Genomic DNA, 17,321 nt, shown 5'->3' with positions numbered 1-17,321 from the left:
GCGGGCATTCCTCATTCTAAAAATTGATGAATAACCAAATAATCAGTTACTCGTAAAATTCGTTAAATTTATTTTATACAGCCTGTTGCTGTAAGCTTTGTAGCGTCACATGTTTCACATCAACCAATTTATTTAACTGGCTGGTAAGCAAGTAAATTGGTTTATCACTATCAACCGTCATTGCCATATTATATTGACCATCGTCCATATTGAGCTGTAAGTGAGTTAAATCAAAACCACGATGACGCACCACACGTAAAAAGCGCTCGATTGCGACACTTTGGCTTTTTAAGGCAATAGTTAAACTGTGTTTCATTGTGCTTTCTCCGTCATCATTTCATCGTTAGCAGCCCCAGGTGGAACAAGTGGCCATACGTTTTCTTTATCATCGATACAAGCATGAACAATATAAGGTCCATCGCTATTTAATAAGGCAGTGATTGCATCATCCACTTGGTTGGCATGGGTAATTGTTTGCCCAGGAATGCCAAACACAGCAGCAAGTTGTACAAAGTCAGGGTTGTCTGATAGGTTAGTTTCGCTGTAACGCCCTTCAAAAAATAGTTCTTGCCATTGGCGCACCATTCCTAAGCGCTGGTTATCAAGTATCAGTATTTTTACTGGTAAATTATTACGGCGAATAGTGGCAAGCTCTTGAATGTTCATCATGATTGAACCATCGCCTGAAACGGTGATCACAAAGTCATCTTTACGCGCTATCTGTGCACCTATAGCCGCGGGTAAACCAAATCCCATAGTGCCTGCACCACCACTGCTCAAATGGTTGCAAGGGTGGCTAAACTTCATGTGCTGAGCTACCCACATTTGGTGCTGGCCTACATCACAACACACCACACTAGTGCTTGGCATACGCTGGCTAAGTTGATTAAGTAAGTAAGGAGCAAATACTTTTTCACCAGGGTAGTCGTAGCGCCACGCGTGTTTGACCTTCATTTGTTTACTATGATCGCACCACGCTTTTGGTGTAACCACGCACTCAAGTGCAGGGAGAGAAGTTTTTAAATCAGCAATTAATGACGCTTTTGCGGGTTTACGTTTTCCGATCTCGGCTGCATCTATGTCTAAATGAATTACGTTTGCTTTTGCAGCAAACTTAGCTAAATTGCCCGTTACACGGTCATCAAAGCGTGCGCCAATACACACTAAGACATCACATTCTTGCACCGCTAAATTAGCCGCTTGACCGCCATGCATACCTAGCATGCCTAAATCATATTCGTAATCAGGTAATACACTGCCCAATGCTTTAAGGGTTGAAACCGCTGGCATTTGCGTTTTATTTAAAAATTGCATTAACTGCGCTTGCGCATCAGCGGCATGGACCCCGCCACCAACATAGGCAACAGGCTGTTTGGCTTCACTGAGTAATTGATTAGCAATAGCGACTTGATTTAGATCTAGTTGAGGCAAATATTCATCTACCGCTAACCAAGGTTTAAAAGGCACTTGCGCCATTTGAATGTCTTTGGGGATATCAACCAAAACAGGGCCTGGTCGACCGCTTTGTGCTAAATGCATCGCCTCTTGTAATATTTCGGCTAAATCTTCTGCTCGCTCAACCATATAACTGTGTTTTGTACATGAAAGCGACATACCCAACACGTCTATTTCTTGAAAGGCGTCAGAACCAATAGCTGCGGTTGGTACTTGCCCGGTGATGGCAAGTAAAGGCACTGAGTCCATCATGGCATCAGCCAATGCGGTAATTAAGTTAGTAGCACCCGGGCCTGATGTTGCTAAACATACACCTAAGCGGCCAGTACTGCGTGCATAACCTACAGCTGCAAACCCTGCGCCTTGTTCATGGCGAGTGAGGTAATGTTTTACAGGCGCACCATACAAGGCATCGTAGATGGGCATAATAGCACCACCTGGGTAGCCAAATACTTCATCTACGCCGTGCTTGGCGAGTAAATCAATTGTTAGTTCTGCGCCTGTCATTAGTAAATCCTCATTCCTGTGTGACAACCCGTTAAAATTTAATCTTAAAACTAAAAAGCCCCCCGGACGGTTAAGTGCGGAGGGCTTTTCAATGCTTAGTTTTTTAAAGCACTACGAAGCCCTCGCGGGAATAATCACCACGATAATAATCAGGACTAGGTTAAGTGCATTGTTAAGCATAAAATTTAATACCATTTAATTTCTGTAATTACGAAACTCTTGTTTCGCTGTCTTTTTATATTAGTACCGCGCTCAGGGCGCTAAGTCAACATCAAATTCAATCCAAAATAATTATAAAAACACGCCGGCCTAGGTTTTAAAATTCAAACAACCTAAACAAAGTGAATTTTTTATCCCTTCATTTCAACTCAGGAAATTCACTATTCTTATAACGGTGAATTATGGTTTGATTAATTTTTAGCAAACCGCTGTATTTTATAGCTCACAAAATAAAATAAATTGACTTCTTAAGTGTTTCTTAAGTGTGACGACCTAGCATAACAACGTTCACTAAAAAGAGATGTGTTATGAATTCAATTTTCAAACTCAGTAAGCAATCGCAAGCAAACACCAAAAAGCGCTTTTACTTTAACTGCAGCGCTAATGCATTTGTTATTTTAATGGCATGCTATAACGGCTTAATCATTAATATTCCATTTATGCATGGTGCGTTTAGCGCTATTACTTCGCTGCACACATTTTCGTGGTTATTTCTATTTTCTGTACCGCTACTACTTGTATGTTTATTAGTTATATTCTTTTCTTTGGTGTCTGTTCGAGGGCTATTAAAACCCATCAACTACTTGCTACTCGTGCTTTCAAGTGCCGCACTTTACGGCTCATTAAACTATGGAGTGGTATTTGATTACTCAATGATACAAAACGCAGCAGAGACGGACTCTAGTGAAGCGTTAAGCTATTTAAACTTGCAACTTGTTGGCTTTTTACTGCTTTTTGGCGCATTACCTGCCTTTGTTTTGAGTCGTATAAACGTAAACTGTGCCCGCCCACACAAAGAAATACTCAGTCGTATTAAACTGTTACTAGCATGCGGTGCTTTGATTGCTTTAGTGGTAGTAAACTTTTACGCCGATTACGCGGCAACAGGTCGAAATAACCGTATATTGAAAAAAGAAATCATTCCATTTCAATACCTTTCTAGTGGCTATAAGTATGCACGTGACCAGTTGCTTTACAGCGATATTAAATTTAAAAATATTGATACCACACCAACTTTAGCATCGCCAAGTACAACACGAGTTACTGTCATAGTAGTAGGTGAAACCGCACGAGCTGAAAATTTTTCCTACCAAGGCTATGAGCGCAATACCAACCAATACACACAAAAACATAATGTCACTTATTTCGATAATGTATCGTCGTGTGGCACGGCCACAGCAGTGTCAGTACCGTGTATGTTTTCACTGCAAACTCATGCCAATTTTTCTCGTTTAGACAGTGATAATCAGCAAAACGTGATTGATTTGATACAACAAGCAGGCGCAGATGTCTTGTGGGTTGATAATAACAGTGGCTGTAAAAACGTCTGCTCGCGCGTACCTACCATTAATATTGATAGCAAAGCATCCGGACTATGTGATGGTAAATACTGTTTTGATGAAGCGTTGCTAGCCCCACTAAAGCACAAGCTTGCTAACTTGAGTCAGGCTAATACGCTTATAGTGCTGCATATGATGGGTTCACATGGCCCTACTTACTTTAAGCGCTACCCCTGAAAAATTTAAACAGTTTAGTCCAACCTGCGACCGCAGCGATATTCAGAACTGTAACGCTGAAGAACTGGTTAACACCTACGATAATACAATTGCTTATAGTGATTTTATCAACGCTCAAGCTATTGAACAGTTAAAGGCACTACCAGCCAATATTGATAAGCAATTACTGTATGTGTCGGACCATGGCGAGTCGCTCGGTGAAAATGGTGCGTACTTACATGGCTTTCCCTATGCATTTGCACCAACAACTCAAACCCATGTGCCTCTTTACATCTGGGCTGATGAGCATAATCAGCGCATTACAGCCAAGTGTCTCAACAATTTAAATAGCACTTTAGCGCAATCACACGATGCTATTTTTCATACCCTTTTAAACTTAACCGGTGTTGTGAGTAAAACCTACCAAACCTCTGAAGATTTACTCGCGTCATGTCAAACGATTAACCATAGCGAAGCTAAAATATGAATAATAAAACCGTTATAAAACGCCAAGGCCTAATGCGGCTAATTTTTACCTTAAGCCATACATTTAACGGCCTAAAATGGATGAGCCGATTTGAGGCTGCTTTTCAGCAAGAGTTGGTTTTATTTAGTTTGCTAGGCGTATTTGCCTGCTTGCAAGAAATTACTTTAAGTAGCAAGTTAATATTAATTGCCAGCTTATTGTTTGTGTTATTTGCTGAGTTGGTCAATACCGCAGTCGAAGTGGTGGTTGATCGCATCGGTAGCGAATATCATGAACTATCAGGCCTAGCTAAAGACATCGCTTCTGCCAGTGTCTTTATCGCCATGCTCATCACCGTTCTGCTTTGGTGGTCTGTTTTATGGGCTTAATTTGCCAAAGTAAAAAAAGCATTAGTGCTGCTGTAGGTCATGGTGGTGTTTTTTCTCAGTCTATGAAGCTTTTCACGAATCGCCTTGAGTTCATAACAAAGTGAACGCGCTTTGACTAATTTTGGCAACATGGCCTACAGCAATAATTGGTATCAATAGCGCTTTTAATCTGGCATTTTTACGTTACCTATATAGTAAACTAAGTTAGTATTTATAAAACAACTTAAACATGGCTAGGATTTTTATGAAAGTGTCATTGCGTATCAGTCATTTATTGATAACGTTCGTTTTTTTAGCATTTAGTGTCAATGGCTATGCAGCTCCTGCTCTATTCAAAATAGAAAAACAAGGCGCTAGTTCGTATTTATTTGGCACCGTACATGTAGGTGATGCCAGCATGAAAGGGCTACCACAAAAAGTGACTCACGCACTGGATAACAGCAAGCAAGTGGTTGTTGAAGTGGATATTAGTAAGCTATCACCTTTACAAATGCAGCAACGCTCTATGCCGTATATGCTGCTTAATAACGGGCGCACACTACAGAGTGAGCTGTCGACAAAAAATTATCAACTCCTGAAAGACTACTTTGCTAAAAAGTCGATTGATATTGCCATGTTCAACAGCTTTAAACCTTGGGCTGTGATGTTAACCATGATGCAAATTGAGTTTCAAAACGCAGGATATTCAGATAAAAATGGCATTGATAAGCAAATATTAGATTATGCCCAACAGCATAATATTAAAATTGCAGAGCTTGAAACCATAGAGCAGCAACTACAAATGTTTAATGGGTTAGAGTCATTAAGCAACGCTATGATGGCAGAAACCTTTGAACAACTCAGTGATATTAATACCTACTTTATTTCTCTAGTAAATGCATGGAAACAGGGCGATATGAAAACCCTAACCAGCTACTACCACACCAGTTTTGATAACAGCCAATACGGCCAACAAAGCGAACAAGTGATGCTAATTGAGCGTAATAATAATTGGGTCACTCAGCTCACCCCAAAACTTGAACAAGGCAATATTTTTATAGCTGTAGGTGCTCTGCATTTAGTTGAGCAACATGGCTTAATTAAACAACTGCGTGACCAAGGATTCACGGTGACTCAGTTATAAACAAGCTTATATAATCGACTCACTATGAGCCGTATGCTGTTCATAGTAAGTTGGTTTAAAATCTTCCATTTTTAGGGTGTGTTCAATCCCTTTAATGGTATCTGCTGCATGATGGTTTACATAAATAACGGTACTCGTTTTTGCCGCACACACCTTTTCTATTAGCAGTAAAACGCGTTGACGATTTGCCTCATCAAGCCCTAAACATGGCTCATCTAAAATAACTAAGGCGGGGTGTTTAACCATTGCGCGTACAATCAGTAATAGGCGCTGATCGCCATACGATAGTTGGGTAAAAGCGCAATTTGCTTTATCGCTTAGGCCAATTAATGCCAGCCACTGTTTCGCTAACCGCATTTGTAACTCATTGGCTTGTTGATATAAACCAATACTATCGAAAAACCCAGAGATAACAGTATTGAGCGCCGAAATACTCACTCTATACTGTAAATGCAAGGTATTAGAGATATAACCAATATGCTGTTTTATATCCCAAATACTCTCTCCTGTGCCACGCTTGAAACCAAACACCTCAATCTCATTGTTATAGCACTGAGGGTTATCACCGGTGATTAAATTTAATAAACAGGTTTTTCCTGAGCCATTCTTACCGGTAAGTTGCCAGTGTTGGTGTTGCTTAATTGTCCAGTTTAAGTTCTCAAAGATAGTCTGTTCACCATAACGTACATGCGCATCAGTAAGCTTAACTAGTGGCGCGTTTACATTTGAAATAAAAGCGGGTTCGGGTGAATCTGGAATAGTTATAGGTGTATGTTCTAAATGCAGTAACTTAAACAAATCGGCTCGTTTTGCTGCGCACGGTTTTGCTAAGCTATGTTGTAAAAGACCCTTGCTCACATAAGCAAAGTGATCAACAAACGCAGGAATTTCATCAACACGGTTTAGTACAAACACAAAGCAAGTGTGCGTACTCAGTTGCTTTAATAGGCGGTTTAACTGCCTAGTCGATTCAGTGTCTAAGCCATCAAATGGTTCATCAAGCACAACTAAATCACTATTAGCAGACAGTGCTTTAATCAATAATAATTTACGTGTTTCACCGGTCGATAAATCAGTAAAATTACGATTAAGTAAGGCATCAAAATTAAGAGCAGTAATTAGCTGTTGGCATAAATCGTTATTTATTTCAGGCGCAGAAAAGAGTATGTCGGTTACTTTTTGTGGTTTATCACTTTTGTGATTAGCGCTTAATAACTGCTTTTGTAAATCACTTGAAACTAACTGTAGATTATTAAAAGTACTATGGCGTTGCCCACTTTGTTGCTTGGCTTCACCAATAAGCGTAGCCCCAAGCGCAGATTTACCGGCGCCATTGCCGCCAAGCAATACCCAGTGCTCCCCCTGTTTTACTTGCCAAGTTAAATCCTTAATATAATAGCGATTACTGCCACCGGTGGATAAATAACCACTAAATTGATGAAGTAAAATTGAGCTCACACTAGCTACCAAAATAAGTCTTAAAAATTCAAATTAACGTACAAAAGAACAATTAGGCAAGTGAGATTTAATCAACCTCAGTTAGAAGAGCATCGTTTAGTGCCGCTATTATACTTTGCTGATCTATAGGTTTATGAATATGACTTATTGCTCCACAAGCTTTAGCGCGAGCTATATCACTATCAGAAGTGTTTGCGGTAACCACAATAATGGGTCGTGTTTTGTCTTTTTCATGCAGCAGCTTTGTGGCTTCAAAGCCATCCATAACCGGCATATTTAAATCCATAAATATAACATCATAGCTATTTTCAGCCGCCATTTCACAAGCGACTTTGCCATTTTCAGCCGATTCAACCTGTATGTTCAAAGAACTTAATAACTTTGTTAGTACCAACATGTTGAGCGGGTTATCTTCAACCACTAAACACTTAAGATCATCAGGCAAGCGCGTTGGCATAGTTTCGCTTGTGTCCATCTCTAATGGTAGGCTTAAAAATACAATGGCGCCTTGTGGATGATTATTCTCAAAACGAATGTCGCCATTAAGCGCATTAACAATATATTGCACGCGGGTAAGCCCTGTTCTGAGGCCTTGAAAATGGTTACTTTGTTGATTGTTATCTAATTCGAGCTGACCAACCGGGTGGCTAAAGCCACAACCACTGTCTTTTATGCTTAACTCTAACTGATGGTTATTGAGCGTAGCAATGACGGTGACCTCTCCTTGCTCAGTAAACTTTAATGCGTTATTAAGTAGTTCAGAAACAATTTGTTGTAGCCGTGCGTGATCTACAATCACCGCGCAGTCTAAGTTCGGTGCTAACTCGGTAATTAACTTTAACCCTTTCTCAGTACAGCCATATTCATACACAGCCAGTATTTTGTTTAAAGTTGTTAGTAGGTTGTCTGGGGTTGGCTTTAATGACCAACGGTTTAAACTAAGCGCCTGTAAATCTTGAAGTTCATCTAACATCGCTAGCAGCCTAACAGAACAATACTGAGCTTGACGCTGAATTTGTTGTTGCGAGCTGGGAATGCTTAATTCATTTATAGAACTAATTAATCCCTGTAACGGAGTTCTAAACTCATGGCTGGCGCGTGCAATAAAATGTTCTTTATTCTGACTGACTTGCTCGGCAAATTCTTTTTGTTGTTGATACTCAAGCAGGGTCTGCAAAACTTGCCTCTCCATTGGCATAAACACAAACCTTAACTCTATAAGCAATAACGCTAGAGTCAAAAACCAACACAACAGCTCAATATTGGCAACCCAATTAACCTTTGTCACCGCTTGCTGCTCAAATAAGCTCACCGCGGTGTCTAATTTTTTTAATAATGCTTCAATCTCGCCCACAGAAAACACCGCGGGATTCGCTTGTTCTTGTTGGGTCAGTAATTTTTTTGCTTGTTTTATAAAACTAGATACCTCGGTATCTAAGCTGCCTGGGGCGGCATAATATAAATCAACTAAAGCAGCATTTAAATAAATCGCCTCACCTTGCTCATTTTTAGTGAGTAAAAAAGTATGTCCTTGTTCGAATAGCCCAAGTGAGTAAGCTAACGATTTCAGATGCTGTTCGTTGTTAGCTGTTTGATTAATTAGCGCATTACTATGCCACGCTATTTTTTGTGACAGCATGCGTTGCTTACCTGCTATATTGATAATTTTCGCATCGTATTTTTGCACAGAAAAGACGTATTGCATGAGTAATGCGGATACGCTGATCAGCAAGGCAATAGCAATTAATGCCCACCGATAACGTTTGCGAATACTCTTTACAATATTAAACATAAACCAAGCTGCTTTTTATTTTCACTTTAGTCTAACTGTAGCAAGTTAATCAGTTAATTCACTAATTATTAGATATAAAAAAGCCCAACTAAAAAGCTGGGCTACTTACAATATCATTAACGATTTTCTAAGCGGTTATAATCAAACATACCAAATTCAACCCCTCGATACTGGCGGGCAACGTGATGTAATATATCGCTGTATTGCCAAAACTGAGGGTGCGTTCGACGAATCGCAAACTTAGACTTTAAAGCCCGATAATCCGCCTCTACTTGCATAAGCGGTAACTGCTCTGCAAATGCAGCAACTTGTTGCGGGTTATTTAAATACCAAATTGCTGATGGGTAATCACCAATAAAACCTGGCACAATTGTCACGGTATCTTCTTCATAAGCACGCTGGCCGTCTTCGTTTAATAAGCTCGAAATATTATAATGCGCGTTATGATGAATAATCGTATAAGCCTTGTGCTCATCTTGCTCTTTTACTAACACATACGATAGCTGCGGGAGTAAGTTAATTGCTTTAGCGGGCATGGTGTTAATTGCACTTAATGGTGCGGGTACTTTTTTATAGTCATAACGAGGACTTAATACCGGCTCAAGCGTTTGTTTAATTAATCCATATAACTCTGATTGTGGCTTATCAGTTTGGTAACTAATACCGCTGGGTTGACTAAACTCACGGTTATTTTCGAAAAAGGTCGATAGACTTGGCGGTGATTTACGATACCAGCTTTGCTTAATAGCTTCGCGTTGTGACTCTGGTAATAACGCAAGAAAGTTTTGCTCACCTTCCAAGCGTAAAAAATCCATATATAAACGTGTTATCAATTGATGGCCAATATTGCCATACACATCAAAGCCTGCCACTAGTAAGTAGTGAATACGCTCAAACAATGCATAATCAAGTACCCACATCGTTTTAGGTTGCTGGCCAACAAGCCCTTTTACAACTGTTGCACTATCAAAATGGCGAAAAATTGTCAGCGCCGCATTTTGGTTATGCCCTTCCCCTTTCCACAGTAAATCAGTAGTTAAGTGCTCGCCATTTTTGAACATTTTATTAGCTAGCTCTACCTTGGCTTTTAAATAGCGTTTTTCGCGAACTGAGTATTTTACCCAGTTAGAAATAGGTAACGCATTACTCTCCTCGGCTGCTGGTAACTCTAATGCGTCTTCATGTTGCATTAGCATTTTACCAACCTCTGGAGTCGCCACTTTTTCAGGATCGGCAAATGCCACCCAAAAATGGTCATTAATCACGTTCAGTGCTATTTGACCACGACAGACAGGCCCTTTAATGAAGCCCATAATAATTAACTCAGCTTCATCGAGCATAAATTGATACTTAGCATCAATAGGCAGTGCTTCAAAAGTTTTAAATGGGTTTGATGCAAGTGCTGGCTCATAGCTTGGTAAGCTAGATACAGTGTATTTTGGTGCGATGAACTGCTGATATAAGCGCGTTAACTTCTCATCCGTTAACTTAAGTGGCAAATGCGTTTTTGACAAAATAGTAGAACGGTCGTGAAGCAGTCGATAATAAACACGCTCAACATTTGGGTTATCATAAGGGCGACGAGCGCTAATTAACTTAATATCTTCCCCAGGAGGAGTGCTTGAACGCACCAACTTAAAAAAGTTTGGTGATTGCGCATCACTAAAATAGATGTGCGCTAAAAACCAATGTTCATAAATATAACGCGCTGATAACTGATACTTCAAACCATCTTGATTTAAAAATGCTTCCCAGTTTTTTACCTTTGCAAGCTCAGCAGCTGATGGCGGCTTGATATGCGCCATTTTCCCACCTTTTTTAATCCAATTTTGTAGATGCTGAAATTCAGCAGCCGACACCCCTGGTAAGCCATAAGGCATACCCGCATGCGGTTGCTCATCCGCTAATTGGTCAAATTCACCCATGGTCGCACAACTTTGGTTGCGACTAAGCGAAAAATCAAAGCGTTCATCTAATACTTCATCTTCTGGCAAAGGTGAACTTTGCTTTAATACCAGCGTGTTAAATAACACACTACCGGCTAAATTGGCTTCTTCATTTTGTGCTCGCTCGTTTAATACCGGGCTAAACTCTTTTTCACGCCATTGCTCAGTGGTGGTTGCATCAAATAATAATCGGCTCGGCGTTGAGGCTAACAACCGAGTACCGTCGTACACCAACTCTTTACTTAGCCCTCTATCTATTCCCTCAGGAGACGACAACTTCAACTGGCAAGGCGCATCATAACAACCATGGCAAACCACGCAGCGAGTATCTATTACAGGCTTTACATGCTGAAGAAATTCGGCGCCATCACCACTATTAGCGTCAACAATACGCGCTTGTGTTTTTTCGGGACCAAACAGTTCGTTATAATGAGCATTTCCTAGGTAGGCACAGCCACTTAAAATAATCAGTACAAATGTACTTATAATGATCTTTTTCATTACTCTGCCTCATCGCCCAAATCGAACGTGGGCATCATATCAACTTGAGGTGATACGAATGTCAGCTCATCAACTGTAGTCACTACAGCGCTTAATAGAGGACCTTGAGTAAGCGTTAGTTGAGCGTTATGTTCGCTTTGCACTACACTTGAAAAGCTTGAATTGATGATATTCAATTCATAGTCTGTAATGCTTATGCCAATACTACTGTCAGCACTGGGGTTTTGGCATAGCTGAGTCAGTAGCTCATCACTTAAAATAACTGAAATTTCCACGTCAGGCTGCGCTAAGTCACGGGTACTTAGTGTCTCATCTAGAATAAATAAAGGGAGGGTTAAATTGCTATCTTGTTCAAGTTCCATTGGACTCTCTTGCTGACTGGCGGTGTAATTACCGCCATTATAGCAAAAAAGCACATAATTACTGCGACTAAATAACCATACTAAAGCCTAAAATTAATCCTAAGCATTACCAATTACTAAGCTTTAATATCATCCATTGCCGATTCAATAATAGAAAAAACAGCCCCTTGAGGATCGCAAATAACACTAAAACGCCCTACATCAGGGATATCTGTAGCAGGTACGCACACTTTCCCTCCAAGGATCGCCGCTTTTTTTACATAGCTATCGCAGTTATCCACGGCAAAGTAAATCATCCAATGGGGAGGCACGTCTTCTGGCCACTCATTATTCATTTGTAGCATGCCCGCTACAGGCTTACCTGCAACTAAGAACAAGGTGTAATCCATACCTTCCATAGGCTTTATTTCACTTTGCCAACCTAGTAATTCGCAATAAAAGTGACGGCTCGCTTCGCTATCACGCGTTGCCATTTCGTGCCAATAAGGCGTGCCGAGCTCACAAGGACGCTGACATCCTATATGCTCTTTACCTTGCCATAACGCCACGGTGGCCCCGGTTGGGTCTTTAAGCATTAACATGCGCCCTGCATTCATAACATTGTGAGGCCCTGCTATAATTTGCGCGCCTAGCTTTTGCGCCTTAATTGCACATGTATCAACATCATCTACCGCAATATAGGTAAGCCAGTAGCTAGGTGCGGAATCGTCCATTTGCTCTTTAGGCATTTGGTACATGGCAGCAATATCGTCACCTTGCTTTTGAAGCATTGTGTAATATTCATCTTCGCCAATTGGCTGGTCGTCATTCCCCCATTCAAACAACGAGGTATAAAAAGCTTTTCCATCTTTCCAATTATGAGTACACAGTTCAGCCCAGCAAAATATACCTTGCGGATAATTATTTTTATTATTCATCGCCCATTTCCTGTTGTAAATTTAAGCTATTTTTAGCTTAGGCTAATAGTCTATAAGAGTCGATAGCTATTCAATGAATAGACATGCCTTTGCTAAGTTTTAGCGTATAGTCATATTCCCTCCTGTGAAAAAACAGCGCTCAAGTATTAAACTATAGATATTCAGAGGTTCTTAAAGCACTGGCTTCTACTCGAGGTTATTACTAACTCAGGCGACTTAGCTTACATTAGCACCGAGCAGCTAAAAGCTGATAGCTAATCACTTTTCTTCAAGCATTAAAAAACCCGAGACTAAGCTCGGGTTTTTTTAATGCTTAATGCATTACAACAGTTGATTACTCAACGATAGTTGCAACAACACCAGCACCAACAGTACGGCCACCTTCACGGATAGCGAAACGAAGACCTTCGTCCATCGCGATTGGCGCGATTAGAGTTACTGTCATCTTAACGTTATCACCAGGCATTACCATTTCTACGCCTTCTGGTAACTGTACGTCACCTGTTACGTCAGTTGTACGGAAGTAGAACTGTGGACGGTAACCTTTGAAGAATGGAGTATGACGACCACCTTCATCTTTAGAAAGTACGTATACTTCTGAAGTGAATGTTGTGTGTGGGTTGATTGAACCAGGCTTAGCTAGTACTTGACCACGTTCAACGTCTTCACGCTTAGTACCACGTAGAAGTGCACCAATGTTCTCACCAGCACGACCTTCGTCAAGAAGCTTACGGAACATTTCAACACCAGTACAAGTAGACTTAGTAGTCTCTTTGATACCAACGATTTCAACTTCGTCATTCACGTTGATGATACCAGCTTCAACACGGCCAGTTACAACAGTACCACGACCTTGGATTGAGAAAACGTCTTCGATAGGCATGATGAATGGCTTATCGATGTCACGCTCTGGCTCTGGAATGTAAGAATCTAGTGCTTCTGCAAGCTCTACAATTTTAGCTTCCCATTGCTCTTCGCCTTCAAGTGCTTTAAGTGCAGAACCTTGAATTAGTGGTAAGTCATCACCTGGGAAGTCGTATTCAGAAAGAAGTTCACGAACTTCCATTTCTACTAGCTCAAGTAGCTCTTCATCATCAACCATGTCACATTTGTTCATGAACACAACGATGTAAGGAACGCCAACTTGGCGAGAAAGTAGGATGTGCTCACGAGTTTGTGGCATAGGGCCATCAGTCGCAGCAACTACTAAGATAGCGCCGTCCATTTGAGCAGCACCAGTGATCATGTTTTTAACATAATCGGCGTGACCAGGACAATCTACGTGTGCGTAGTGACGAGTAGGCGTATCGTACTCAACGTGTGAAGTTGAGATTGTGATACCACGCTCGCGCTCTTCTGGAGCGTTATCGATTGATGCGAAATCTTTAGCAACACCGCCGTATACTTTTGCAAGTACGTTAGTGATTGCTGCAGTTAGTGTAGTTTTACCGTGGTCAACGTGGCCGATTGTACCAACGTTTACGTGCGGTTTTACGCGTTCAAACTTTTCTTTTGCCATCTTAAAAAATTCCTAATAAAGAAATTAAAGCCTGACTCAGTATTGAGCCAGACAAGCTAAAATCATATAACAGCGCGAGCTGAAATTATTGTATCTGCAACCTGCTTAGAGGCTTCAGCGTACTTCAAAAACTCCATAGAGTATGAGGCACGGCCCTGTGTTGCAGATCGTAAAGCAGTCGCATAACCGAACATTTCAGATAGTGGTACCACAGCATTAATTTGCTTAAGGCCACCAAGTGCATCTTCCATGCCTTCGATCATGCCGCGACGACGGTTTAGGTCGCCAACTACATCACCCATGTTTGCTTCAGGAGTGAGTACTTCAACCTTCATTACTGGTTCTAAAAGTGCAGGGTTTGCATCTAGCGCACCTTGTCTCATAGCCAGTGAACCTGCTATTTTAAATGCCATTTCATTCGAATCTACATCATGGAATGAACCATCATATAAAGTCGCTTTAACACCAAGTAATGGGTAGCCTGCCAGTACACCTTGAGCCATTTGCTCTTGGATACCTTTGTCTACCGCAGGGATGTATTCTTTCGGCACTGAGCCACCTACGGTTTCGTTTACGAACTCGTAAATTGGGGCTTCATCATCCGAAATATCCATCGGTTCAAGTTTAAGCCAGACGTGACCATATTGACCACGACCACCTGATTGACGTACAAACTTTCCTTCAACTTCAACAGTTGAACGAATAGCTTCTCGGTATGCAACCTGCGGCTTACCAACGTTACATTCAACACTGAATTCACGTTTCATACGGTCGACAATGATATCAAGGTGAAGTTCACCCATGCCAGAGATAATAGTCTGGCCTGATTCTTCGTCAGTTTGTACGCGGAAAGATGGATCTTCTGCAGCTAGTTTTCCTAGCGCGATACCCATTTTATCCTGGTCAGCGATTGTGCGAGGCTCAACCGCAACAGAGATAACTGGTTCTGGGAACTCCATACGCTCAAGCGTAATAATAGAGTTCGGATCACACAGTGTTTCACCTGTTGTTACGTCTTTGAGACCAATAGCCGCCGCGATGTCGCCTGCGTGGACTTCTTTGATCTCTTCACGTGAGTTTGAATGCATCTGAACGATACGACCAAGACGCTCACGCTTACTTTTTACTGGGTTATATACCGCGTCACCCTGTTTAACAGTACCAGAGTAAACACGGAAAAAGGTTAAAGTGCCAACAAACGGGTCTGTTGCAATCTTGAATGCAAGAGCAGCAAACGGCGCTTTATCATCAGCAGGACGCTCTTCCTCAGTACCATTTTCTAAGATACCTTGGATTTGTTTCACTTGTGTTGGTGATGGCATATATTCAACAACGCAATCAAGCACAGCTTGAACACCTTTGTTTTTAAATGCACTACCACACGTCATGGGAACAATTTCGTTCGCTAATGTGCGTTGACGCAAAGCATTTTTAATTTCTGCTTCGCTTAACTCTTCACCTTCTAAGTATTTATCCATTAGTTCTTCAGTAGCTTCAGCAGCGCTTTCAACTAAGTGAGAGCGCCATTCTTCGGCTAATTCCTGAAGTTCTGCCGGTATTGCCTCATAAGAGAAAGTCATACCCTGGTCTTTATCATTCCAGTTAATGGCTTTCATTTTAATAAGGTCAATAACACCTTTAAAGTCGTCTTCAGCGCCAATAGGCAGCTGGACTGGAACAGGCGTTGCTCCAAGACGAGATTTCACCTGGCTTACAACCGTTAAAAAGTCAGCGCCCGTGCGATCCATTTTATTTACGAAGATCATTCTCGGAACTTCGTATTTGTTCGCTTGACGCCAAACTGTCTCAGTTTGCGGCTGTACACCCGATGAAGCACAAAGAACAACTACCGCACCATCTAGTACACGTAAAGAACGCTCTACTTCGATAGTGAAATCTACGTGTCCTGGGGTATCAATAATATTGATGCGATGGTCGTCAAATTGAGCGTCCATCCCTTTCCAGAAACACGTTGTTGCAGCAGAAGTGATTGTGATACCACGCTCTTGTTCCTGCTCCATCCAATCCATAGTTGCAGCGCCATCATGCACTTCACCGATCTTATGAGAAAGACCGGTGTAGAACAGAACACGTTCTGTTGTGGTGGTTTTGCCTGCATCTACGTGAGCACAAATACCGATATTGCGGTAACGCTCAAGTGGAGTTGTACGTGCCATAAAATCCTCTTAAAGGTTAAGGACAGATTACCAACGGTAATGAGCGAATGCTTTATTCGCTTCAGCCATACGGTGAACGTCTTCACGTTTCTTAACCGCAGTGCCTTTGTTATCAGCAGCGTCAACGATTTCTTGAGCTAAACGTAAGCCCATAGATTTTTCGCCACGCTTACGTGCAGCGTCTACTAACCAACGCATACCTAATGCGTTGCGACGTACTGGACGTACTTCAACTGGTACTTGATAAGTTGAACCACCAACACGGCGAGATTTAACCTCTACCTGTGGACGGATGTTATCAAGTGCAGTTTCAAAGATTTCTAGGTGCGACTTGCCTGATTTCTCAGCAGCCACGTCTAGCGCACCATAAACGATTTTTTCAGCAGTAGATTTCTTGCCGTCTAACATTACGATGTTAACGAATTTTGCAAGAAGTTCCGATCCGAACTTAGGATCTGGAAGAATTTTACGTTGACCTATTACGCGTCTTCTAGGCATTTTGTATCTCCGGTTTATTCAGGTTTGTCCTTTTGGAACAATAACCCAAAACAATAATTAATAATATTTAGTGCTTGGCCTTACTAACGGAATACAATTAGCCTTTAGGGCGTTTTGCACCGTATTTAGAACGAGCTTGACGACGGTCGCTTACGCCTGCACAGTCAAGTGCACCACGTACAGTGTGGAAACGCACACCTGGTAAATCTTTAACACGACCACCACGGATTAGGATTACACTGTGCTCTTGAAGGTTATGACCTTCACCACCGATGTATGAAGTTACTTCGAAACCGTTAGTTAAACGTACACGAGCTACTTTACGTAACGCCGAGTTTGGTTTCTTAGGTGTAGTTGTATATACGCGAGTACATACACCACGCTTTTGCGGACACGCTTTAAGCGCAGCTGAGTTACTTTTAGTAACCTTGCTACGACGTGGCTTACGCACTAGCTGGTTAATAGTTGCCATTTAAATAGCTCCTGAAATTAAAAT

13 protein-coding genes and 1 pseudogene are annotated in these 17,321 nt (G+C 41.4%); 3 read left to right on the top strand and 11 right to left on the bottom strand.

All coding sequences use genetic code 11. The features are described 5' to 3' along the window. Positions 1–73: 73 nt before the first annotated feature. Together ilvM and ilvG are read right to left on the bottom strand one after the other, a co-directional pair. Positions 74–316 (bottom strand): acetolactate synthase 2 small subunit, encoded by a 243-nt coding sequence (gene ilvM / locus ACNSN2_RS00650; RefSeq protein WP_028834467.1) that lies wholly within the window; start codon positions 314–316, stop codon positions 74–76. Then, on the bottom strand, positions 313–1,962 hold the full coding sequence (ilvG, locus tag ACNSN2_RS00645) for an acetolactate synthase 2 catalytic subunit (RefSeq protein WP_055012284.1): 1,650 nt from the start codon (positions 1,960–1,962) through the stop codon (positions 313–315). The genes ilvM and ilvG overlap by 4 nt, the downstream gene beginning before the upstream one ends. A gap of 527 nt (positions 1,963–2,489) precedes the next feature. Between ilvG and ACNSN2_RS00640 the strand changes: the two are divergent. The 3 genes and pseudogenes from ACNSN2_RS00640 to ACNSN2_RS00630 all read left to right on the top strand — a co-directional run bounded on the left by ACNSN2_RS00640 (position 2,490) and on the right by ACNSN2_RS00630 (position 5,655). Continuing rightward, a pseudogene (locus tag ACNSN2_RS00640) lies at positions 2,490–4,164 on the top strand (phosphoethanolamine transferase). After that, entirely contained in the window at positions 4,161–4,532 is a 372-nt protein-coding gene (locus tag ACNSN2_RS00635; protein ID WP_010390346.1) for a diacylglycerol kinase, read from the top strand. Before ACNSN2_RS00640 ends, ACNSN2_RS00635 begins: the two are co-directional and overlap by 4 nt. Before the next feature lie 244 nt (positions 4,533–4,776). Next, the gene (locus ACNSN2_RS00630; RefSeq protein WP_418608138.1) at positions 4,777–5,655 is read left to right on the top strand and encodes a TraB/GumN family protein; all 879 of its coding nucleotides are present in this window, start codon (positions 4,777–4,779) and stop codon (positions 5,653–5,655) included. 6 nt (positions 5,656–5,661) lie between these two features. On the opposite strand, the gene ACNSN2_RS00625 is transcribed toward ACNSN2_RS00630, so the two are convergent. The 9 genes from ACNSN2_RS00625 to rpsL form a co-directional block, all read right to left on the bottom strand. After that, positions 5,662–7,113, bottom strand: a complete 1,452-nt coding sequence (locus ACNSN2_RS00625) for an ATP-binding cassette domain-containing protein (RefSeq protein WP_418608136.1) — start codon at positions 7,111–7,113, stop codon at positions 5,662–5,664. 67 nt (positions 7,114–7,180) lie between these two features. Next, positions 7,181–8,905 (bottom strand): response regulator, encoded by a 1,725-nt coding sequence (locus ACNSN2_RS00620; protein WP_418608134.1) that lies wholly within the window; start codon positions 8,903–8,905, stop codon positions 7,181–7,183. A gap of 116 nt (positions 8,906–9,021) precedes the next feature. Then, positions 9,022–11,352 carry a fatty acid cis/trans isomerase gene (locus tag ACNSN2_RS00615; RefSeq protein WP_055012289.1) on the bottom strand — a complete coding sequence of 777 codons (2,331 nt, stop codon included), beginning with the start codon at positions 11,350–11,352 and terminating at the stop codon, positions 9,022–9,024. Further along, on the bottom strand, positions 11,352–11,714 hold the full coding sequence (locus tag ACNSN2_RS00610; RefSeq protein ID WP_010390337.1) for a hypothetical protein: 363 nt from the start codon (positions 11,712–11,714) through the stop codon (positions 11,352–11,354). The genes ACNSN2_RS00615 and ACNSN2_RS00610 overlap by 1 nt, the downstream gene beginning before the upstream one ends. Positions 11,715–11,830: 116 nt before the next feature. Then, a complete protein-coding gene (locus ACNSN2_RS00605) occupies positions 11,831–12,631 on the bottom strand; it encodes a VOC family protein (RefSeq protein ID WP_418608131.1) in 801 nt (266 codons plus the stop codon). Between the two features lie 334 nt (positions 12,632–12,965). Further along, positions 12,966–14,150, bottom strand: a complete 1,185-nt coding sequence (gene tuf, locus ACNSN2_RS00600) for an elongation factor Tu (RefSeq protein WP_109875886.1) — start codon at positions 14,148–14,150, stop codon at positions 12,966–12,968. A 62-nt stretch (positions 14,151–14,212) separates the two neighbouring features. Continuing rightward, a complete protein-coding gene (gene fusA / locus ACNSN2_RS00595) occupies positions 14,213–16,327 on the bottom strand; it encodes an elongation factor G (protein WP_010392137.1) in 2,115 nt (704 codons plus the stop codon). A 27-nt stretch (positions 16,328–16,354) separates the two neighbouring features. After that, entirely contained in the window at positions 16,355–16,825 is a 471-nt protein-coding gene (rpsG, locus tag ACNSN2_RS00590) for a 30S ribosomal protein S7 (RefSeq protein ID WP_010392135.1), read from the bottom strand. A gap of 97 nt (positions 16,826–16,922) precedes the next feature. After that, the gene (rpsL, locus tag ACNSN2_RS00585; protein WP_002958885.1) at positions 16,923–17,297 is read right to left on the bottom strand and encodes a 30S ribosomal protein S12; all 375 of its coding nucleotides are present in this window, start codon (positions 17,295–17,297) and stop codon (positions 16,923–16,925) included. Positions 17,298–17,321 lie beyond the last annotated feature (24 nt).

The organism is Pseudoalteromonas sp. US3C1013 (assembly GCF_048401115.1).
Lineage (GTDB): Bacteria > Pseudomonadota > Gammaproteobacteria > Enterobacterales > Alteromonadaceae > Pseudoalteromonas > Pseudoalteromonas undina.
Note: the sequence above shows the minus strand (reverse complement) of the source record. Positions and strands in the feature narration are given on the sequence as shown.